The organism is Avibacterium sp. 21-599, from assembly GCF_026226765.1.
Classification (GTDB): Bacteria; Pseudomonadota; Gammaproteobacteria; order Enterobacterales; family Pasteurellaceae; genus Avibacterium.
Window position 1 is genome coordinate 182,000 of the sequence record NZ_JAKKOB010000001.1, and the last position, 22,237, is coordinate 204,236.

General features: G+C 39.0%; 20 protein-coding genes. 15 read left to right on the top strand and 5 right to left on the bottom strand.

The genetic code is table 11. The features are described from left to right. Positions 1–13: 13 nt before the first annotated feature. Complete coding sequence (gene ispB / locus L5B83_RS00885) at positions 14–985, bottom strand: octaprenyl diphosphate synthase (protein ID WP_265762546.1); 972 nt, start codon at positions 983–985, stop codon at positions 14–16. A 235-nt stretch (positions 986–1,220) separates the two neighbouring features. On the opposite strand from ispB, the gene rplU reads away from it, so the two are divergent. From rplU to cgtA, 4 genes are all read left to right on the top strand, one after another. Then, on the top strand, positions 1,221–1,532 hold the full coding sequence (rplU, locus tag L5B83_RS00890; RefSeq protein ID WP_250350677.1) for a 50S ribosomal protein L21: 312 nt from the start codon (positions 1,221–1,223) through the stop codon (positions 1,530–1,532). Between the two features lie 20 nt (positions 1,533–1,552). Further along, positions 1,553–1,810, top strand: a complete 258-nt coding sequence (rpmA, locus tag L5B83_RS00895) for a 50S ribosomal protein L27 (RefSeq protein ID WP_103853279.1) — start codon at positions 1,553–1,555, stop codon at positions 1,808–1,810. A 169-nt stretch (positions 1,811–1,979) separates the two neighbouring features. Continuing rightward, the gene (locus tag L5B83_RS00900) at positions 1,980–2,900 is read left to right on the top strand and encodes a DMT family transporter (protein WP_265777259.1); all 921 of its coding nucleotides are present in this window, start codon (positions 1,980–1,982) and stop codon (positions 2,898–2,900) included. An 8-nt stretch (positions 2,901–2,908) separates the two neighbouring features. Then, positions 2,909–4,081 carry an Obg family GTPase CgtA gene (gene cgtA / locus L5B83_RS00905; protein ID WP_265777260.1) on the top strand — a complete coding sequence of 391 codons (1,173 nt, stop codon included), beginning with the start codon at positions 2,909–2,911 and terminating at the stop codon, positions 4,079–4,081. A 32-nt stretch (positions 4,082–4,113) separates the two neighbouring features. Here the strand turns inward: cgtA and L5B83_RS00910 are convergent, their stop codons facing one another. Further along, positions 4,114–4,926 (bottom strand): hypothetical protein, encoded by an 813-nt coding sequence (locus L5B83_RS00910; protein WP_265777261.1) that lies wholly within the window; start codon positions 4,924–4,926, stop codon positions 4,114–4,116. Positions 4,927–5,071: 145 nt separating this feature from the next. Here L5B83_RS00910 and L5B83_RS00915 point away from each other — a divergent pair, with 145 nt between their 5' ends. From L5B83_RS00915 to purA, 11 genes are all read left to right on the top strand, one after another. Continuing rightward, complete coding sequence (locus tag L5B83_RS00915) at positions 5,072–5,743, top strand: trimeric intracellular cation channel family protein (protein ID WP_250350681.1); 672 nt, start codon at positions 5,072–5,074, stop codon at positions 5,741–5,743. Positions 5,744–5,757: 14 nt separating this feature from the next. Further along, the gene (gene proA / locus L5B83_RS00920; protein ID WP_265777262.1) at positions 5,758–7,011 is read left to right on the top strand and encodes a glutamate-5-semialdehyde dehydrogenase; all 1,254 of its coding nucleotides are present in this window, start codon (positions 5,758–5,760) and stop codon (positions 7,009–7,011) included. Positions 7,012–7,181: 170 nt separating this feature from the next. Then, entirely contained in the window at positions 7,182–8,540 is a 1,359-nt protein-coding gene (lysC, locus tag L5B83_RS00925) for a lysine-sensitive aspartokinase 3 (RefSeq protein WP_250364283.1), read from the top strand. Between the two features lie 260 nt (positions 8,541–8,800). Continuing rightward, positions 8,801–8,932 (top strand): hypothetical protein, encoded by a 132-nt coding sequence (locus L5B83_RS00930; RefSeq protein WP_265777263.1) that lies wholly within the window; start codon positions 8,801–8,803, stop codon positions 8,930–8,932. A gap of 7 nt (positions 8,933–8,939) precedes the next feature. Further along, positions 8,940–10,559, top strand: coding sequence for a class I SAM-dependent DNA methyltransferase (locus L5B83_RS00935; RefSeq protein ID WP_265778354.1), 1,620 nt, complete (start codon positions 8,940–8,942; stop codon positions 10,557–10,559). Then, entirely contained in the window at positions 10,556–11,893 is a 1,338-nt protein-coding gene (locus tag L5B83_RS00940) for a restriction endonuclease subunit S (protein ID WP_265777264.1), read from the top strand. The genes L5B83_RS00935 and L5B83_RS00940 overlap by 4 nt, the downstream gene beginning before the upstream one ends. Continuing rightward, on the top strand, positions 11,890–13,143 hold the full coding sequence (locus tag L5B83_RS00945; RefSeq protein WP_265777265.1) for a hypothetical protein: 1,254 nt from the start codon (positions 11,890–11,892) through the stop codon (positions 13,141–13,143). The genes L5B83_RS00940 and L5B83_RS00945 overlap by 4 nt, the downstream gene beginning before the upstream one ends. A gap of 41 nt (positions 13,144–13,184) precedes the next feature. After that, positions 13,185–13,733 (top strand): hypothetical protein, encoded by a 549-nt coding sequence (locus L5B83_RS00950; RefSeq protein WP_265777266.1) that lies wholly within the window; start codon positions 13,185–13,187, stop codon positions 13,731–13,733. After that, positions 13,726–14,220 (top strand): hypothetical protein, encoded by a 495-nt coding sequence (locus tag L5B83_RS00955; protein ID WP_265777267.1) that lies wholly within the window; start codon positions 13,726–13,728, stop codon positions 14,218–14,220. The genes L5B83_RS00950 and L5B83_RS00955 overlap by 8 nt, the downstream gene beginning before the upstream one ends. A gap of 107 nt (positions 14,221–14,327) precedes the next feature. After that, positions 14,328–17,513 (top strand): type I restriction endonuclease subunit R, encoded by a 3,186-nt coding sequence (locus L5B83_RS00960; protein WP_265777268.1) that lies wholly within the window; start codon positions 14,328–14,330, stop codon positions 17,511–17,513. Positions 17,514–17,700: 187 nt separating this feature from the next. Beyond that, the gene (gene purA / locus L5B83_RS00965; RefSeq protein WP_250364277.1) at positions 17,701–18,999 is read left to right on the top strand and encodes an adenylosuccinate synthase; all 1,299 of its coding nucleotides are present in this window, start codon (positions 17,701–17,703) and stop codon (positions 18,997–18,999) included. Positions 19,000–19,055: 56 nt separating this feature from the next. On the opposite strand, the gene L5B83_RS00970 is transcribed toward purA, so the two are convergent. The 3 genes from L5B83_RS00970 to nagA all read right to left on the bottom strand — a co-directional run bounded on the left by L5B83_RS00970 (position 19,056) and on the right by nagA (position 22,233). Further along, a complete protein-coding gene (locus L5B83_RS00970) occupies positions 19,056–19,787 on the bottom strand; it encodes a carbohydrate-binding family 9-like protein (protein ID WP_265777269.1) in 732 nt (243 codons plus the stop codon). Positions 19,788–20,087: 300 nt separating this feature from the next. Continuing rightward, positions 20,088–21,038: a tagatose 1,6-diphosphate aldolase gene (locus tag L5B83_RS00975; RefSeq protein WP_265777270.1), complete on the bottom strand. Its 951-nt coding sequence runs from the start codon at positions 21,036–21,038 to the stop codon at positions 20,088–20,090. A 34-nt stretch (positions 21,039–21,072) separates the two neighbouring features. Then, a complete protein-coding gene (nagA, locus tag L5B83_RS00980; RefSeq protein ID WP_265777271.1) occupies positions 21,073–22,233 on the bottom strand; it encodes an N-acetylglucosamine-6-phosphate deacetylase in 1,161 nt (386 codons plus the stop codon). Positions 22,234–22,237: the final 4 nt, after the last annotated feature.

Genomic DNA, 22,237 nt, shown 5'->3' on the forward strand with positions numbered 1-22,237 from the left:
GCAAAAAATAAAATTAGGTTGTTCTATCAACAGATAAATAAGCAAGGGAAATTAACGCTTGTTTATAATCACTTTGTGGCAAAATGGCAATCGCATCCACCGCTTTTTGTGCCTCTTGGCGGGCGCGTTCAATGGTGTATTCAATAGAACCATATTGTGCCATTATCGCTAAGACGTCATTTAAAATTTCACGTTGTCCGCCTTGTTCAATGGCATTGCGAATTAATTGACGTTGCGTTTCATCACCGCTGTGCATCGCGTGTAATAATGGTAAGGTTGGTTTGCCTTCCGCCAGATCATCACCAATATTTTTGCCAAGCGTTTGCGCATCGGCTTGATAATCTAACACATCATCTATTAATTGAAATGCGGTGCCAAGATAACGCCCGTATTGTTGTAAGGCAAGCTCTTGCGCTTGATTGGCACCAGCAATAATCGCAGCACATTGGGTTGCGGCTTCAAATAAACGGGCTGTTTTGCTGTAAATCACCTGCATATAACTTTCTTCGCTGGTATCGGGATCGTTCATATTCATTAATTGTTGAACTTCCCCTTCGGCAATCACATTGGTGGCATCTGACATTATTTTAAGAATTTGTAGCGAATCGGTTTGTGTCATTAATTGGAAAGAACGTGTGTAAATATAATCCCCAACCAATACACTTGCCGCATTGCCAAATTCACTATTTGCCGTTGGCTTACCGCGACGCATAGCAGATTCATCAACAACATCATCATGTAATAATGTTGCTGTGTGAGTAAACTCAATAAAGGTTGCACAGTTAATATGCCCCTCTCCTTGATACCCCAAAGCATTCGCGGCCAAGACAGCAAGCATTGGGCGAATGCGCTTGCCACCACTTTGAATTAAGTAATAACCAAGCTGATTAATCAATGAAACCTCAGAATTAAGCTGTGCCAAAATTTTGGCATTCACTTTCTGCATATCTTCATTAATTAACATTTGGATTGCATTTATATCCATAAGATTGCGTGTATCTGTCATCGTGAATATCTACCATTGCCTAAAGTGCGGTTGATTTTACCTGATTTTCTTGGCTTTCTGAAATCAAACCAGCAAAAATCTAACTTTTTTTATTTTATTGTAAATAAGTTCTTGCTATCAGATTTGTTTTTCCGTAGAATTTGCGACCTATTTATATGAATTTTAATGTGCGAAATGAAATTAACATTAAAGCACAATATATAGCGGAGTATTTATGTACGCAGTTTTCCAAAGTGGCGGTAAACAACACCGAGTAAGCGAAGGTCAAGTTGTTCGTTTAGAAAAACTTGAAGTTTCAACTGGCGAAAGCGTTGAATTCGACTCAGTGTTAATGGTCGTTAATGGTGAAGATGTTAAAATCGGTGCACCAGTTGTTGCTGGCGCAAAAGTAGTGGCTGAAGTTGTAACTCACGGTCGTGGCGATAAAGTAAAAATCGTTAAATTCCGTCGTCGTAAACACAGTCGTAAACAACAAGGTCATCGTCAGTGGTTCACAGAAGTGAAAATCACTGGGATTCAAGCATAATTTCAGAGGAGATCAAGTAGATGGCAACTAAAAAAGCTGGTGGTTCAACTCGTAACGGTCGTGATTCTGAAGCTAAACGCCTTGGTGTGAAACGCTTCGGTGGCGAATCTGTATTAGCAGGTAGCATTATCGTTCGTCAACGTGGTACTAAATTCCACGCTGGTGCTAATGTAGGAATGGGTAGAGATCACACTTTATTCGCAACTGCTGATGGTAAAGTAAAGTTTGAAGTTAAAGGCGAGAAAAATCGTAAATACGTGAGTATCGTAGCTGAATAATCTTACAAATAAACAGAATAAAATGCCTCACAGTTTTGTGGGGCTTTTTTATTATTTATAAATAAAACATTCCACCTCAAAACATTACCGAGTAAGATAGCTATGACAAACATAGCTTCACATAACAATTTCAAGCGTTAAAGCTGAGTTCGATTAAGGAGGCAGCGTAATGAAACAACAACCCCTATTAGGCTTTATCTTCGCCCTAATTACAGCAATGGCTTGGGGATCATTACCCATTGCATTAAAGCAAGTATTAAATGTGATGAACCCACAAACTATTGTTTGGTATCGTTTTGTTACCGCCAGTGTTGTCCTCTTGTTATTATTAGGTATCAGTAAAAAGCTACCCAAATTAGCAAACTTTAATCGCTATTATATTGGACTATTTATTTTTGGGGTGATTGGGCTTTCTGGCAATTTTTCTTTACTTAATACATCATTAAAGTTTGTTGAACCCTCAGTGGCACAGATTTTTATCCACCTTTCATCATTTGCAATGCTGATTTGCGGTGTCATTATTTTCAAAGAGCGGTTAGGTTTGCACCAAAAAATTGGGCTAGCGGTATTAATTATCGGGCTAGGTTTATTCTTTAATAACAAATTGGGCGAGTTAGCACAATTAAATAGCTATTTTATTGGTGTATCATTAAGTATTGGTGCCGCATTAGTGTGGGTTGCTTATGGGCTTGCGCAGAAATTACTCCTCCGTCAATTTACTGCCCAGCAAGTTTTATTAATGTTTTATTTTGGTTGTGCGATGGTATTTACCCCTTTTGCACAGGTTTCACAAGTACAAGGATTAAGTGGTTTAACCCTCGCTTGTTTCCTTTACTGCTGTTTAAATACCTTGATTGGCTATGGCGCTTATGCCGAAGCCTTAAATCGCTGGGAAGTGGCCAAAGTAAGCGTTGTGGTTACCCTTGTTCCTTTGTTTACTATTGTATTTTCCCATCTTTTACATCACCTTAGCCCCACTCACTTTGCTGAGCCAGAGTTAAATCAGCTTAGTTATATTGGTGCATTTGTAGTGGTGATTGGTGCAATGTTCTCAGCGATTGGACACAAATTTATAAAGAATAAGAAATAGGAGAAAAAATGAAATTTATTGATGAAGCCTTGATTCGTGTCGAGGCAGGTGATGGCGGAAATGGTTGCGTGAGTTTTCGCCGTGAAAAATTTATCCCGAAAGGCGGCCCTGATGGCGGTGATGGTGGCGATGGTGGCGATGTTTATTTAATTGCCGATGAAAACCTTAACACCCTGATTGACTACCGTTTTGAAAAACGTTTTGCGGCACAACGGGGCGAAAATGGTCGTAGTTCAGATTGTACAGGTCGTCGTGGTAAAGATATTACCTTAAGAGTGCCGGTAGGAACACGAGCTATAGACAATGATACCAAAGAGATTCTGGGCGATTTAACCCAACACGGGGCAAAAATGCTCATTGCCAAAGGGGGCTATCACGGCTTAGGCAACACCCGTTTTAAATCTTCAGTAAACCGTGCACCACGTCAAAAAACGAATGGCACACCGGGGGAAAAACGGGATCTTTTATTAGAGCTAATGTTACTTGCCGATGTGGGAATGCTCGGCTTACCCAATGCGGGCAAATCCACCTTTATCCGAGCCGTTTCTGCGGCAAAACCGAAAGTGGCCGACTACCCTTTCACCACACTTGTACCAAGTTTAGGGGTAGCACGTATTGATGCGCATCGTAGCTTCGTGGTGGCTGATATTCCGGGCTTAATTGAAGGAGCTTCAGAGGGGGCGGGCTTAGGGATCCGTTTCTTAAAACATTTGGAGCGTTGTCGTGTGCTGATTCACCTTGTCGATATCAATCCAATTGACGGTAGCGATCCTGCGGATAACATTGCAATTATTGAAAGTGAGCTTTTCCAATATAGCGAAAAACTAGCAGAAAAAACACGCTGGTTAGTGTTTAACAAAATCGACACAATGTCTGATGAAGAAGCGCACGAGCGTGCTAAAGAGATTCTGCAACGCTTAGATTGGGACGGTGATTATTATCTAATTTCCGCCGCCACTGGCAAAAATGTTGAACCACTTTGTCGTGATATTATGGATTATCTCGATGCCCATCCAAGGGAAGAAGAGAAAGAACCTGAAAATCCAGAAGAAGTAAAATTCAAATGGGACGATTATCACCAAGAACAACTTTCTGAACATCAATTTGATGATGAAGATGAGGATTGGGACAATTGGTCAGAAGAAGATGATGAAGGCGTAGAAATCATCTATAAACCATAAATAATTAGGGCAGAACATTCTGCCCTATTTTTCTATCCTGCAATCAAACTAAAATTCGCCCAAATAGGCAAACTCAAGGCGATAAAAAAGAGCAACAACAACGTTTGATAACTGAACTTGGTTTTCGTCAAAATCGGCAATGCAATCATTGATACTACAACCAAATGCAAGAAAAAATAAAGCGCTAAGGCAAATTTATTCGGAAAAATCACCGCACTTTGATGTGCAAAGTAGATCAATAACGTGGACAGCACACCATTTAATAATAAGAAAATCATCATCGCAAGTGGCAATAAGGCAATAAAACTTTGTAAGCGATTTTTAGCAATCACTAAAAAAAGATTTGCCAGAATGATCCCAATAAAGCATTGCCCAAAGAAATTGTAAGGCAACAAAGCAAGCCAAGGTAGTTGCAAAAAGATCAAGCCATAAACCACCACACCAAGCACGCCAAACAAGCTAGCAAACACTAAAATAGCTTTGCGTAATTGCATATCCGCCGGTTGAAACCAGATTGCCAGTGAAAGACCAATACCGCATAAACTCACCATATCAGTCAGCACATAATGATGATTTGAGCATACACTCAGCAGTAGCCAATATCCCCAATAAACGAACAAATAGCCATTCACTGCAACTAATCGACTTCGTTGCCCATTACAAATTTGCCCTTTATAAAACACCAGTAAACAGACTAATTGTGCCGTAAGCACCGCTAAGCTCAAATGAGAAATGGCTTTCGGCTGTCCTTGTAAATATAAGGCAAAGTTATCCAGTAAAAGTAACAAACAAAGTGGGATTGCACTCAGTATAAAGGTCAAAGATTGAGAGCGACTTTCTGACATAATTTTTCCTTTCTATCGTAATAAGTGGCACATTATGCAGAAATTTAAAAGTGCGGTCAAAAATCTCTGTATTTTTATCCTTGTTACACCGCCTATTCCCCTCTAAAATAACAGAAATTTTCACCGCACTTTAATGAAGGCGATTATGCTACTGAGCATTTTATATATTATCGGCATTACTGCCGAAGCAATCACAGGGGCTTTAGCCGCAGGACGCGAAAAAATGGATATTTTTGGCGTAATTATCATCGCTTCAATGACCGCCATTGGCGGCGGCTCGGTGCGAGATGTGTTGCTTGGGCATTATCCACTTGGCTGGGTGAAAAACCCTCATTATTTTTTAATTGTTGCCAGTGCGGCGGTATTAACTGTATTTATTGCCCCGTTTATTCGCCATTTTATGCGTTATTTTCGCACCATTTTCTTGGTATTAGATGCCTTAGGGCTTATCGTGTTTTCCATTATTGGCACGCAAATTGCATTAGATATGGGGCATAGCTTTACCATTGCCATTATCGCTGCCATTATTACGGGTGCATTTGGTGGCGTACTACGCGATCTGTTATGCAACCGAATCCCCCTTGTGTTCCAAAAAGAGCTCTACGCCAGCGTTGCATTATTTGCCGCAAGTATTTATATTGGTTTAAGCCAATTAACGCTTAATCATAGCCTTGTTGTAATTGTTACCCTCATCAGTGGCTTTACGATTCGGCTATTGGCAATTCGTTTTGAATGGCATTTACCCGTCTTTGATTATCAAGAACAAGAAATCGCAGAAAAGCATAGCAATGACAAATTACCGAAAAAAATAAAATAATGAAGGATAATACAATGAATTTAGAACAAATGGGAAAACAAGCCAAACAAGCGGCTTTTGCACTGGCACAATGTAGCGAAAAAGAAAAAAATCACGCCTTACAGTGCATTGCGGATCAGTTAGAACAGCAAGCCGATCGCATTCTGGCTGAAAATGCTAAGGACATTCAAATTGCCAAGCAAAATGGCTTATCTGACGCATTAATCGACCGCCTATTGCTCACCCCAGAACGCTTGCACGCTATTGCACAAGATGTTCGCCATATTATTTCTCTGCCCGATCCTGTTGGCAAAATTATTGATGGTGGTACGCTAGAAAGTGGGTTAAAAATTGAACGTGTTCGTGTCCCACTTGGTGTTGTTGCCACCATCTATGAAGCTCGCCCGAATGTTACCATTGATGTGGCAAGCCTTTGCTTAAAAACAGGTAACGCCGTGATTCTACGCGGTGGAAAAGAAACCCAACATTCTAACAACATCTTAGTGGAAGTGATACAGCAAGCCCTATTACAAGCTAATTTACCGCAGTATGCGGTGCAAGCCATTCGCGATCCTAACCGTGAACTTGTAATGCAATTAATGAAATTAGATCGCTATGTAGATATGCTTATTCCAAGAGGTGGTGCAACGCTACATCAACTCTGTAAAGAAAACGCCACCATTCCAGTGATTATTGGCGGTGTTGGCGTGTGCCATACGTTTGTGGAAGAAAGTGCCGATTTACAACGTGCCTTAGCCGTGATTAATAATGCAAAAACACAACGCCCAAGCACCTGCAACACACTGGAAACACTTTTAGTACAAGAAAGCATCGCCGAACAATTTTTACCGATGCTGGCTGAATTTAACCAAGCGAAAATAAAATTTCACGCAAATAGTACCGCACTTTCCTTATTAACCAAAGCCGGGGCAGAGGTTGAGCCATTAAACACCGAAGCATTACAACAAGAATGGGGATCGCCTGATCTTAACGTAGTAATTGTAAACGATATTGATGAAGCTATCGCCTTTATTAATCAATATGGTACGCAACATTCCGATGCGATCTTAACCAGCTCACAGCGTTTAGCACAACAATTTATCAATCAAGTTGATAGTGCGGCGGTTTATGTCAATGCAAGTACACGTTTTACCGATGGTGGACAATTTGGTCTTGGTGCAGAAGTCGCGGTGAGTACGCAAAAATTACATTCTCGTGGGCCAATGGGATTAGAAGCCCTTACTTCCTATAAATGGGTGGGCGTTGGCGATTACCTTTCTCGCCCTTAATTGAAAATTATTTGATTATCAGGGGTAAAATCTTAAAATATCGAAACGTCATTTTAGAAATGGCGTTTTTTATTGGATTTCATAAAATATTATTTGACAATGTTTGGTGAAATCGTTATTTCTAAGGCTTTAAATACAACATCTTTTATTTTTATCAGAAGGAATGAATTATGTCTCATCTATCGGTAGCAAAATTTGGTGGCACCAGTGTTGCAAATCATAGCGCAATGAGTGCCTGTGCGAACATTGTCATCGCCGATCCGAATACGCGCGTGGTTGTCCTTTCAGCCTCAGCAGGGATCACTAATTTACTGGTGGCGCTTGCTAATGGTAAAGAAGCCGAAGAGCGTAAAAAATTAATCGCAGAAGTGCGTCAAATTGAAGAAAATATCCTTGCTGAACTGCAAGACGACAGCCAAGTGCGGGCAAAAATCGAAGAGATTTTAAGCCATATCGAAACCTTAGCCGATGCCGCCAGTGTTGCAACTTCCCCAGCCTTAACAGACGAACTAATCTGCCAAGGTGAAATGATGTCCACCCTACTCTTTGTTCAAGTATTAAAAGAGCTTGGCGCGAAAGCCACTTGGGTTGATGTGCGTACCATTGTTGCCACAAACAGCCACTTTGGTAAGGCAGCACCCGATGATGCGCAAACACAAAAAAATAGCGATACCTTATTAAAACCTTTATTAGCGCAAGATAATGACACAATGATCATTACACAAGGCTTCATCGGACGTGATCCACAAGGCAAAACCACCACCTTAGGACGTGGCGGTAGTGATTATTCAGCGGCTCTCTTAGCTGAAGTCTTAAATGCGAAAGATGTCTTAATTTGGACCGATGTCGCTGGGATCTACACCACCGATCCACGCATTGTGCCGAATGCAAAACGCATTGACACAATGAGCTTTGCTGAAGCCGCAGAAATGGCAACGTTCGGCGCGAAAGTGTTACACCCTGCTACCCTACTTCCAGCGGTGCGTAGTAACATTCCTGTGTTTGTTGGCTCAAGCAAAGCCCCACAAGATGGTGGTACTTGGGTAACCAAAGATCCACAACCACGCCCAACATTCCGTGCCATTGCATTACGCCGTGATCAAACATTGGTTACCCTCTCAAGCCTCAGTATGCTACACGCCCAAGGCTTCCTCGCGAATATTTTTAATATCCTCGCTAAACACAAAATTTCCGTGGATACCATCACCACATCAGAAGTGAGTGTCGCCCTCACCTTAGACAAAACCGGCTCTGCCTCATCAGGTGCGGAAATGCTTTCCCCTGAATTACTGGCTGAACTCCGAGAAGTGTCAAGTGTGAAAGTGGATACGGGGCTTTCTTTAGTGGCATTAGTCGGTAATAACTTACATATTACCAGTGGTATCGCAAAACAAATTTTTGATACCTTAGAAGCCTATAATGTAAGAATGATAAGCTACGGTGCAAGCACAAATAATATTTGTATGCTAGTACAAAGCGAACAAGCAGATGATGTGGTAAGAGCATTACATCAAAATCTATTTGAATAACCCCTCATCACCGCCGCTATTCACCTCGCGGCGGTTTTTATTTCCCTCTATATTTACACAAAAAAGCACATTTATTGCACCGCACTTTTCGTGCAATAGCTCAATTAAAGCGAATGATTATCATCTTAATGCCAAAGCGAAAACAACACTCAAGTGAGCATTTATAGGCTAAAAAGGATTAAAGGAAATTCACCTTTTCATTCAAAAGTGGAATGATATAATGCTACAAAAATCATTATTAGTAGGAGAAACCACGTTTTATGAATAACAGCACAGCACAGCACAGCACAGCACAGCACAGCACAGCACAGCACAGCACAGCACAGCACAGCACAGCACAGCACAGCACAGCACAGCACAGCACAGCACAGCACAGCACAGCAAGATTGTAGTGCCAGCCTGGCACAACAGCAAGCCTTTTTAAATGATTTAGATGCTCGTCTATGGCAAGCAGCAGATAAGCTGCGTAGCCAACTTTCCGCCTCTGATTATAAACATATCGTTCTAGGCTTAATTTTCTTAAAATACGTTTCTGATAGCTTCACCACATTTCGCAAAAAACTTCACACCAAGCTACAAGATCCACAAGACCCCCTTTATCTTGATCCAAATGGTTATTCTGCTGAAGAATATCAAAACCTCCTCAATAGTGAAATGGAGCTACAAGACAACTACACCGCAGAAAATATCTTCTGGGTACCACAACAAGCTCGTTGGGAAACCATTCGCAACATCGCAACGCTCAATCAAGGTAGCCAATTACCTTGGGGTGGCTCATTCCGTGGCGTGGCAAATCTTATTGATAACGCATTTTCTGCCATTGAAAATGAAAATCCAAAACTTAAGGGGATTATCCAACGTATTTCAGGTTACGACATCAATGATAAAACGCTGATCGGCTTGCTTAACACCTTTTCTGATACCGATTTCAGCCAACCTACTTATAACGGCGCACCGATTTCAATGGCGGCAAAAGATATTCTTGGCCACGTATATGAATATTTCCTTGGTGAATTTGCCGCGAAAGAAGGACAAAAAGGGGGGGAATATTTCACCCCTAAATCCATTGTCAGCCTGATTGTTGAAATGCTTGAACCTTACCACGGACGTATTTATGACCCAGCAATGGGATCGGGTGGTTTCTTTGTGCAAACAGAAAAATTTATCGCGGCGCACCAAGGCAATATCAACCAAGTCTCTATCTACGGACAAGAATACAACCCCACCACTTGGAAGCTAGCTGCAATGAATATGGCAATCCGCGGCATTGAATTTAACTTTGGTAGCCGCGGCGACAGCTTCACTAATCCACAACATATTGATATGAAAATGGATTTTGTAATGGCTAATCCGCCATTTAACGTGAAAGACTGGTGGGACGAATCCCTACAAGGCGATCCACGCTGGGCATACGGCGTGCCACCAAAAGGCAACGCCAACTTTGCGTGGATTTCGCATATGCTCTACCACCTTGTGCCACAAGGGCGAATGGGCATTGTGCTAGCAAACGGCTCAATGAGCAGCCAAACAAATGGTGAGGGTGAAATCCGCCGCCGTCTTGTGGAAGCGGATTTAGTGGAAGCAATGGTTGCCCTGCCTAGCCAGCTTTTTACCAATGTTCAGATTCCCGCTTGTATTTGGTTTTTCAACAAAGCCAAAGCCCGTAAAGGCGAAGTGCTGTTTATTGATGCACGGCAAGTGGGCTATATGAAAGACCGCACTCTGCGCGATTTTACCCCTGAGGACATAGCCCACATCGCCAACACCTATCATGCTTGGCAGCAAAACAAAGGCTATGAGAATCAAGAAGGCTTCTGCTATGCCGCAAGCCTTGAAGAAATCGCCAATAATGATTTCATTCTCACCCCCGGGCGTTATGTCGGCACGCCTGAAGAGGAAGATGACGGTATCCCTTTTGAAGAAAAAATGGCAGAACTAACGACAAAACTGGCGGAACAGTTTGCACAGGGACGAGAGCTGGAAGAGGCGATTAAGAAGAGTTTGGGGGGATTGGTATGAAAAATAGAGAAATAATGAGTGAGTGGAAAGAATATAGTTTAGGTGAATTACTTGAAATAACATCAAGTAAAAGAATTATGCGAAGTGAATATACATCTCAAGGAATTCCTTTTTATCGCTCGAAAGAAATTATAGAATTGACCCAAGGAAATAAAATTTCTACAAAATTATTTATATCTGATAATAGATTTAATGATATTAAAAATAAGTTTGGAGTTCCCGTAGAAAATGATATTTTATTAACTTCAGTTGGAACTTTAGGTATTCCCTACCTAGTTAATAAAGATGATATATTTTATTTTAAAGATGGCAATCTAACTTGGTTCAAAAACTTTTCTAATAAATTGAACAGTAAATTTCTATTTTATTGGTTTTCATCTGTAATAGGTAAAAAGCAAATTGATAATATTGCTATTGGCTCAACACAAAAAGCATTAACAATAGCATCTTTAAAAAAGATAGTTATTAAATTACCACCAATAGAATATCAAGAAATAATTTGCTCTATTCTTTCAAAGATAGATAAAAAAATCGCCCTCAACACCCAAACCAATCAAACCCTAGAAGCGATTGCCCAAGCGATTTTTAAACATTGGTTTATTGATTTTGCCCCTGTACACGCCAAGGCGGAAGTCTTGGCAGCAGGCGGCAGTGCCGAAGATGCCGAGCTTGCCGCCATGGCTTCCCTAAGCGGCAAAACCCTAGATGCCATCACCGCCTTAGCCCAAAGCGATCCCGATGCGTATCAAACCTTACGGCAAACCGCCCAAGCCTTCCCCAGCGCCTTTACCGACAGCGAATTAGGTTTAGTGCCAGAGGGGTGGGAGGTGAAGCCAATCAATGAAGTATGCCGTATTATCTATGGTAAAGGTTTGCCGAAAAAACAATTGAAGCAATCGGGATACCCTGTTTACGGTGCCAACGGTATCATTGGATACAACGATCGATATTTATACGAAGAAAGACAGGTATTAATTGGTTGTCGTGGAACGGTGGGAAAAGTATCTGTAAGCAAGCCATTTTCATACATAACAAGTAATTCACTGGTTATTGAATATCAGAAAGAAAACCTAAATCTTTATTTTCTTGAAAATCATTTGAAAAATTTTGATTTAAGTATGTTTGCATCAGGTTCAGTTCAAGCACAAATTACCATTCAAGATTTATCTAAACTAAAAATCATGTTACCCGAGAAAACTATATTGGATAAATTTTATGATCAGGTAAATTTTATCTATAGTCTAATTTATAAAAATCATGATAAAAATATAACCTTATCAGAAACTAGAGACACCTTACTACCAAAACTTTTAAATGGAGAGATTGAGTTATGAATGATGATTTACTAAAAATTATTTTAAAAGGCATTATTTTTCACCGAATTACTGATAACGATGATCAACAAGAAGGTTTTGATATTGATAAAGATAAAGGATATTCCTATTCAATCCCGTATTCTAAAGCTGATAAATACGCAAAGGGAAGAATTGTATTGGTCGAGCGCATTCATAATAGCTCAGATTCTAAAAATCAACTATTTCTATTTATTATTAAAAATAAGCAAAAAGCTGATTCCAGTCATAGGAAAATTATTCTCTCAAAAGAAAATTTTGAGATTGATTTTGATCTTCAAAATTTCGAAGAAACCCTAGATCCAAATAAACAAAGAAATTTCAAAGAAAAATATAAGGAAGAAAATGCTACCTTCTCTAAAAATATAAGTTTAAAAATTTTTGAATCGATAGCAGAAAAAAATCCAGATGCTAATGATTTTATTTTAAATATATTATTCAAACCAATTAATATTGAGCTTGAACAAGAAGCAAAGAAAAATTTATTTAGTTTTGCTGGTTTTCACCAAGACACTCACAGTGAAGAAATCATTTTTGAAGATAATGCTATTCCTCATGAAATTAAAATGATGCTGCCAGAACATAATATTGATCAATTTGGTTGTTATTCATATAAAAGCTATGATGAAGAATTATTTATAATTATGGCTAATAGAAATAAAATAGAAGATTATTTTGGTGTTGATTTGGTCTTTATGAATGATATAGATCAAAATTTAATCATGATTCAATACAAAATGTTGAAATATTCATCTAATAGCTGGGGCTGTCGTGATAGGCGATTAGAAGAACAAGTTAGAAAAATGCAAGACACCATAAGATACATTAGCGAGAACATACAATCACCAGAATTGGAAAGTGAGGATATTTATAGAATGAATCAAAATCCTTTTTTTATTAGATTTTTAAAAAATAAAGAAACACAGGAAGGTTTTAATTCATACATCATCCCATTGCAGCTATATGAAATACTAAAAAAACAAGGTAAGTTTAACGGTGAAAGAGGTGGTCTTTGCATAACAGATACTGTTTTAAAAGGAAAAAGTATAGGTATTTCTGATTTGTCCAACTTAATCAAAAATGGTTATATTGGCACTTATCCATCAGCTTATAAAGTGATTGCTCAACTTGTCAGTTTGCTAAGCAAAAGGAATAGTGAACACCCTTTGATTTTAGGGTATAAAAAAGCCTTAAATAAAAATAATGATGAAAATCCCCAATCATCTTTATAAAAGGGAATTTTCCAGTTCAGAAATAAAATAGGAATACCCACATGGCAAAATTACATAATATATACACAGAAGAAGAATTAAATCTTATTCTTGATGAAATATCAAAATATATTGAAGTGGATAATAAAACTGATTGTTGTATATGGAAAGGGCTTACTGATAATACAACACCTTATCTTATTATTAACTCAGGATATAAAAGAATTTACATTACTATAAAACGTTTTTTCCTAATGTATGAAAATCCTGATAGAAATTTTAAATATAGAATTAAGGTAGATTCTACTTGTGGAAATATGATGTGCGTAAATCCTTACCATTTAAAAATCATCGAAGAATCAAGTAACTATATGGCTAATAAAAAAATTGAGAATGCAATGCCACAAAAGATGAAAAAGGTTACTCAGAAAATGGTTGAAGTTCTTCGATTCTATAAAAACAATAGATATTTATATGATACTGATGGAGAAATTGCCATCAAATTAGAAATCAGCAACTCTACGCTTTCAAAATACCTTAAGATTTATAGAGAAAACCCTGAACCTTGGGATATATTAATTAATGAATACAACGAAAAAAACGATGAATAAGTTAGATGACTTATATTCAAAAGACGAAATTGAAAACATCATCAACAATATCTATAAATATATTATTATTGATGAAGATACAGACTGTTTTATTTGGACTCATTCTATGAATGGCATTCTTCCCTATTATTACCTAAGAAAACAAGACAAGGTTATTTCCATTTCTGTTAGATTATTTTTACTTATGTATGAAAATCCCAATATATACTATCCAAAATGGTTAGTTATTCGAGAGAATTGCCAAAATCCAAAATGTGTAAATCCTTATCACTTAAAAATAAAGAAGAAAAAAGAATTTACAGGTAAAACAAAAATAAAAATTGCAAAAGCGATCATTTTCTACAAAGAAAATGTATTACGATTAAAATCTAATGCTGCAATAGCAGAAAAATTAGGAATTTCTGCCATTACTTTATCAAAATATTTAAAAGAATATAGAAAAAAACCTGAAGAATGGGATGAAATTATAAATAAAATAATTAAATAACTACGTTCTATGAACTAATATTAAAAAATATCAATCACATTCTCTACAAATTAGCTTTTTATAAAAGAATAAAGGAAAATTCAGAGAAATAATAAAAAGGATCCCCAATGCAAATCAACGAATCCACCATTGAAAACCTTGCTATTGAACAATTGCAATCTCTTGGTTGGCAATATGCCTATGGCAAGGAGGTATTGGCTGAACAGGATTGCCCTTGGCGAGAAAGTCTAACGGAAGTGGTGATAATACCTCACTTATTACAAAGTTTACGCCAGATTAATCCTCACTTACCACAATCTGTCTTGCAAAATGTTGTACAGCAAATTACACAGACTAATATTCTCTCAGTAGAAGAACGCAACAAGCAGTTTTACAATCAGTTAAAGCAAGGGATAAAAGTACATTATCAGGAAGATGGGCAAGAAAAGCACGATGTGGCACTGCTGGTGGATTTTAAACAGCCTGAAAATAATCTCTTTTATGTGGTTAATCAATTGGAAATTGAAGGGGATAAAGGCAAGCGTATCCCTGATATTCTCTGTTTTATTAATGGCTTACCATTAGTTATCTTTGAGCTTAAAAATCCCCTTGATGTGAGTGCGGATTTAGATAAAGCATTTAACCAACTGCAAACCTATAAACGAGAAATGCCGGATCTCTTTGTGTTTAATCAATTAATGGTGATTTCAGACGGTACAATCGCACGCGTAGGATCGCTCACGGCGGATTTTCAGCGTTTTATGCCTTGGCGTGTGGTGGATGAAAGCCAAGGCAGCCTGCGTATAAACTTTGAAAATGAGCTTTCAGGCTTATTACAAGGGCTGTTTTCGCCTCAGGTATTACTTGATTATCTGCAATCTTTCGTTGTGTTTGAGGCGGATAATAAAGGAACAACGGTGAAAAAAATTGCCGCTTATCATCAATTTTATGGGGTGAATGCGGCTGTCGAAGCCACCATTGCTGCGCAGTTAAGTGATAGTCGTAAAATAGGTGTGGTGTGGCATACGCAAGGTTCTGGGAAATCGCTTTCAATGTTGTTTTATGCGGGTAAGCTGATTACTCAGCCTGAATTAAAAAACCCAACTATTGTGGTGGTAACAGATCGTAATGATTTAGATGGACAGCTTTTTGCTACCTTTAGCCAAGATCAGGAAATAACACGACAAACGCCCATTCAAGCAGATGATCGAGAAGCATTGCGGGCAGAATTGGCCAAACGAGAAAGCGGTGGCATTATTTTTACCACAATTCAAAAATTTGCTTTACGTGAAGGTGAGCTGCAATACCCTGTATTAAATGAACGCCATAATATTATTGTGATTAGCGATGAGGCCCATCGTTCGCAGTATGGATTTAGTCAGAAAATTAATCAACAGGGGGCTTATCGTGAGGGCTATGCAAAATATTTGCGTACGGCATTGCCCAATGCGAGTTTTATCGGCTTTACTGGTACGCCTGTGAGCTTAGAAGATCGTGATACGCAAGAAGTGTTCGGTAGATATATTTCTATTTATGATATTCAAGATGCTGTGCAAGATGGGGCCACAGTACCGATTATTTATGAAGCACGACAAATTCCATTACAAGAAAGTCAAGCCTTTCGACACGCTGTGCAAGAAGCGCAACGTTTACTTGATGATGACGAAGAAAGCTATTCTTTCCGTTTGCGTGAACAGTTAATGGGAACAGATGAAAGAATCGCAAAATTAGCTGAAGATTTGGTGCGGCATTTTGAGAGGCGGACTGAACTCGAAGAGGGTAAAGCCATGGCAGTGGTAATGAGCCGTAAAATTTGCGTAAAACTGTATGATGAGATAATTAAATTACGCCCTCATTGGCATAGTGATGATATCAATCAAGGGGCGATTAAAATTATGATGACGGGTAATGCCAGCGATCCCGAAACAATGCAAAAGCATATTTATACTTCGCAAGATCGTAAAACCTTAGAAAAACGTTTTAAAGATCCTGATGATCCACTAAAAATAGTCATTGTGCGAGATATGTGGCTAACGGGGTTTGATGCCCCAGTATGTAATACGATGTATATTGATAAACCAATGCAAGGGCATAATTTAATGCAGGCGATTGCGAGAGTGAATCGTGTATTCCGCAATAAAAGCCGTGATAATGGCGGTTTAATTGTGGATTATGTGGGTTTAGCCGAAGAATTAAAACAAGCAACCAAGCAATATACAAATGCGGGGGGTAAAGATCAGGTTAAAACCAATATTGAACAAGTCTTTCAAAAAATGCTTGAATATATTGATATTATTCGTGGCCAATTTGCAACACCTGTTAATGGTAACCCTTTTGATTTAGCTAAGGTATTAACATTAGATGATCCGACTGCGTTACTCAATGCCATTCGCTTTGGTGCAAACCATATTTTAGCCTTAGATTATCAAAAAAATCATTCACAAAGTGCGGTGGAATTTTCCCAAGATTTTTCTCACCATACCGATACACCACGTAAAAAAGCCTTTTTGCAAGCGGTGCGTTTAGCCAAAAAAGGCTTTATGCTTTGTAGTTCAATGCCAAATATTCAGCCTTATCGCCAACAGCTCGCCTTTTTTGATGCCGTACGTGCCACCATTATGAAAGCAGAAAATCAAGGCAATCACACAAGTTCTACAAAGGAAAAGCAAATTAAATTAATCAGTTTACTTAATCAAGCTGTTCATTCCGATGGCGTGGTTGATTTATTTGAATTGATGGGGGAAGAACGCCCTGATCTTTCAATTCTTTCTGAAGATTTTATTGGAATGGTAAAACATAGCAACACGCCTACCCTATGGGCTTGTGCAATGGAAGGCTATTTAAAAAGCGAAATTCGTAATAAAGCAAGTAATAATATTGCTATGCAAAAAACCTTTGAGGAAAAACTCAAAGAGATGATGAACCAATATAACAATCATAATTTGACTGTCATGGAAATCATCCGTGAATTAGTTGAGCTTGCTAAAGAAATTGAATATCAACTCGCTAAAGGGGAGAAATTAGGGCTAACTCATACTGAACTTGCTTTTTACGATGCGTTGATTCGTAACCAAAGTGCGGTGGAAAAAATGGAAGATTCCGCCTTGATTCTTCTTGCTAAAGAAATCACCGATCAACTACGCCGTTCCGTTACGATAGATTGGCAGCAAAAAGAGGCCGTTCGCGCTAGAATGCGTGTATTAATTAGACGCACATTATTAAAATATAAATATCCGCCCGATCTTGCCACTGAAGCCATTGAATTTGTCCTTAAACAAGCAGAAGCGGTGGCGGAGGAATTGGTTAGCGCATAAATAATCACTCATTTCAATTTTCATTGATAAGGCAGGATTTTTCTAATCGCCAAAATGAATAAATTTTAAACCGCACTTTAGATAAAAAATCTATCACAAATCGTTATTTTACGTTGAGATTATGAGCATAAAATAGTAAAGTAGCTCACTGTTTTTCATTCATTACAACTCAGCTAAGGCGGATTTTATGGGAAAAAGTGTCGTTATCTTAGGCGCTCAATGGGGCGATGAAGGTAAGGGAAAAATCGTTGATCTATTAACAGATCGCGTAAAATATGTTGTTCGTTATCAAGGCGGACATAATGCAGGGCATACCCTTATTATCAATGGCGAAAAAACAGTATTACGTCTTATTCCATCAGGTATTTTACGTGATAATGTAACTTGTTTAATTGGTAATGGTGTGGTGCTTGCACCTGATGCATTAATGCAAGAAATGGGGGAACTTGAAGGACGTGGCATTAATGTTCGTGAACGTTTACTTATTTCTGAAGCTTGCCCATTAATCCTACCTTATCACGTAGCAATGGATAAAGCACGTGAAGCCGCATTAGGTAAAAAAGCGATCGGCACAACAGGACGTGGTATTGGACCTGCCTATGAAGATAAAGTCGCTCGCCGTGGTTTACGTGTGGGTGATTTATTTGACCTAGAAAATTTTGCTGAAAAACTTAAAGCAATCTTAGATTATTATAATTTCCAATTAGTACATTATTACAAAGCAGAGCCTGTTGATTATCAAAAAACATTAGATGATGTGATTGCTGTTGCACCGATTATTACAGGTATGGTGGCTGATGTTACGGCCATTCTTGATGTGGCGCGCAAAAATGGTGATAACATTCTTTTTGAAGGTGCGCAAGGTACAATGCTTGATATTGACCAAGGTACCTATCCTTATGTAACCAGTTCAAATACCACCGCTGGCGGTGTTTCCACAGGTTCGGGCTTTGGGCCTCGCCATATTGACTATGTTTTAGGCATTATTAAAGCCTACTGTACGCGTGTTGGAGGTGGACCATTTGCAACAGAATTATTTGATGAAGTTGGCGCTGAAATTGCACGTAAAGGTAATGAATTTGGTGCGGTAACAGGTCGTCCACGTCGTTGTGGTTGGTTTGATGCAGTAGCAATGCGTCGAGCGATCCAAGTAAACTCTATTTCCGGTTTCTGTATGACAAAACTGGATGTATTAGATGGCTTTGATGAAATCAAAATCTGTGTCGGTTACAAAATGCCAAATGGGGAAATTGCTGAATTTGCGCCACTGGCGGCAAAAGACTGGGAAGGCGTTGAACCTATTTATGAAACATTACCGGGCTGGAAAGAAAGCACCTTTGGCGTGACAGACGTGAATAAACTGCCTGAAAATACACGTAACTACATCAAACGCATTGAAGAAGTAACTGGTGTGCCTGTAGATATTCTTTCAACTGGGCCAGATCGTGTTGAAACAATGATTCTTCGTGACCCATTTGCTGAATAAAATCAAATGCACAATAAAAACGCCGTTTTCCAACGGCGTTTTTTTATGAATATCTATTATTTTTTAGGTTCTAACACAAATTCACCAAAAGAAGAATTAATGTGGAAATTTGGTTTCTCTGTTTTTGGATCAACCCAAGTAATCCAATTTGCTTGTTCTTTGCCTTTCCCTTTAATAATAGAAAATTCTGCACGATAAGCACCTGCGCGAATTTTATTGCCTTGAATTAAATGATGTTCTTTTAATTCACTTAATGCAATTTTACCTTCTAGGGTATAACCTTTTTCAGTACGAACCCCAACGGTTTGTAAGGTTTTAGGATCCCATTCTGCATTAATGTTTTTTTCGACATCACGCAGCATAGATAAGCTACGACCTTTGTAGTCCATTTCTAATGCGACATATTTTGGATATTTACCGTCAGCTTGGGGTTTATCAATTTCACCGGGCGCCATAAATAATTCTACGCGATCTTCACGGGCAACCATCCATTCGTGATCAGTGCTGTCATAAACCACCACATTTGGATCTTCAACATCAAATGAAAAATAGAAATTTTCATCATCGTGAAACGCTTTGAACTCCGTTTTTGGCATTTCCGCTTGTTCCCAAGGATTCACAAAATCAGTAACGCCTTTTACTTTACCCCATACTGCATCATCCAATCTCCCATCTAACACGGGAGCTTGCGATTCAAATGCGACATTATAGGTTTTGGCTGGGCCTTCTGCTGCAACATTCATTGAAAATGCCGCTGTACAAAGGGTCGCAAGTAATAATTTTTTCATAACAATTTCTCCTATAGTAAATAAAACATTTATCTCTGTTTTTGTCGCATTAAGCGAATAATGGTGATGGGATATATCACGATAGGCGTGTTTTCAAATAACCTGCCCACTAAAATTCTCACTGAAAGATGAAACCAAACCCAGCTGAGTAATATAAATAAACCTGAATTTAAATGAGAATAGCCATTCTGTCTATGAGTAAGTTTTGATTATGTGATCTTGATCTAAAATTTTCAAAACGATGCTTTAAATAAAAAGCGGTCTAAAATAGACCGCTTTTCTGTTCATTACACGATAAGATTAAATGTCTAACGGCTGAGCTGTTTCTTTTAATACGCTATTCAATGCTTCAATATTGGCTTTACCTTCAGTAAGTAACCATTGTTTTGCTGCTTCTGCGCCTTGGGCTTTAAAAATTTCAGCAGCCCCTGCCCAAGTGGCACGTCCGCATAGTACGCCATTGAAATCACAGCCAGCCGCTTTAGCAAAACGTAAGGTATCTAGGAATAGCTGTGCGCTCACGCCTGCACTGAGGAAAATAAATGGAAGAGAAGTTGCCTCACTTTGTTCTTTGAAGTAGGCTTTTGCTTGCTCTTGGCTATATACGGCTTCTTGTTCTGCAAAACCTTCAACAAATTTCATATCCACTGGCACTTCCACTTTTAACACATCAACGCCAAAACGGGGTTCGGAGAAGCGTTTCATTGCTTCGATCACTTTGCGTGGTTTAACTTTCGCATATTCTTTTGGATCAGAAATAGTTGCGTCATAGCTTACAAGTTCAAGGAAAAATGGCATTTCTTCTGCTTTACATTCTGAGGCAACACGTTCAACAAAGGCTTCTTTGCGGTCATTGACCTCTTTTCCTTCATCAATATCAATGTAAAGTAATAATTTAATGCCATCTGCGCCTTGTGCTTTTAAGCGTTGCACGGATACATCATCAATTAAATCAGGATAACGACCCGGTTGTGTTTTGTCATACCCTGTTTTTTCGTATGCCATTAATAATCCGGCATTTTCTGAGCGTTTTTGTGCGGCATTCCAACCCACCTCTGGATCTAATAAAATAGATGACGCATAAGGGGTTAAATACTCTGAAACCAAGACTTTAAATTCTGCTAATTGGGCATTGGTAGCATCTTCACCAAGCATACGGCGTAATGCACCACGTTGATCAATTGCCAATGCGGCAATTAAATTGTCTTGGCTACATAATTTTTTTAAACGTTCAGTTCTTAAATTTGACATTATTTTCTCTCCATTTTTGTAACTATAAAAAATATTAAATTTTTTCACCGCACTGATATACAGGCTTACCTTGAATATAAGTGGCTTGCACTTGTAATGCTTTGTTTAATAAGGTGAAATTGGCTTCTTTACCTACTGCGATATCGCCAATGCGATCTGCTACGCCTAAATAAGTGGCGGGAATGGTGGTAACCATTTGAATGGCTTCCCATACTGGTACATTGGCTTTAAACACCATATTGCGCAACGCTTGATCTAAGCTGCAAGTGCTACCTGCAAGCGAGCCATCAAAGGTTCTTGCTTGCCCATTTTGTACGCGTACCGTTTGTACGCCTAAGGTATATTCACCATCAGGTAAACCGCCTGCGCGCATACAGTCTGTAATCAACACCATTCGGCGATAAGTTTTTAATTTATACGCTAAACTTAATACCGCTGGGTGAACGTGAATGCCGTCTGCAATAATTTCTGCCAGCATATCGTGATATAACACGGCGCCCGTACACCCCGGTTCACGGTGATGCAACGCACTCATTCCGTTGAATAAATGTACGCCACAATCCGCGCCTAAATAATAAGCTTTGGTGACCTGTTCAAAGGTGGCGTTAGTGTGTGCCACAGATACTTTTACGCCATTTTCCACTAGCCATTTAATTGCTGGCTCGGCATTTTCTATTTCAGGTGCGATGGCTACGCGTAATAAAGTGCGGTCGGAAATTTGCAATAATTCTTCAAGTTGAGGAATGGTTGGGGGCATTAAATATTCTGTTGGGTGTGAACCACGATGACGTTCCGTGAAATAAGGACCTTCCATAAAACTGCCCAACAATTCTGCACCAGATTGATGACCTTGTTGAATGTAATCTTTCATTCGTTGCATTGATGAAAGAATAGTTTGCCAAGGGGCTGAAACCGTCGTCCCTACCCACGCGGTAACGCCTGTTTGTGGTAAAGCTTGGGCAATCGTTTGAAGTGCGGTGTTATTTTCATCCATCACATCTGCCCCTGCGCGTCCGTGAATATGCACATCAATAAATCCCGCTGAAAGATAGCTGTCTGGATAATAATGCACATCGCAATCTGTGGGCTTGTCTTCTTGGATACGTTCAATTTTACCTTGATTTATCACCACATAGTTATTCAGTAATTCGCCTGATGCGGTCATTACTTTTTCGACTTTAATCGCATAACGCATTCGT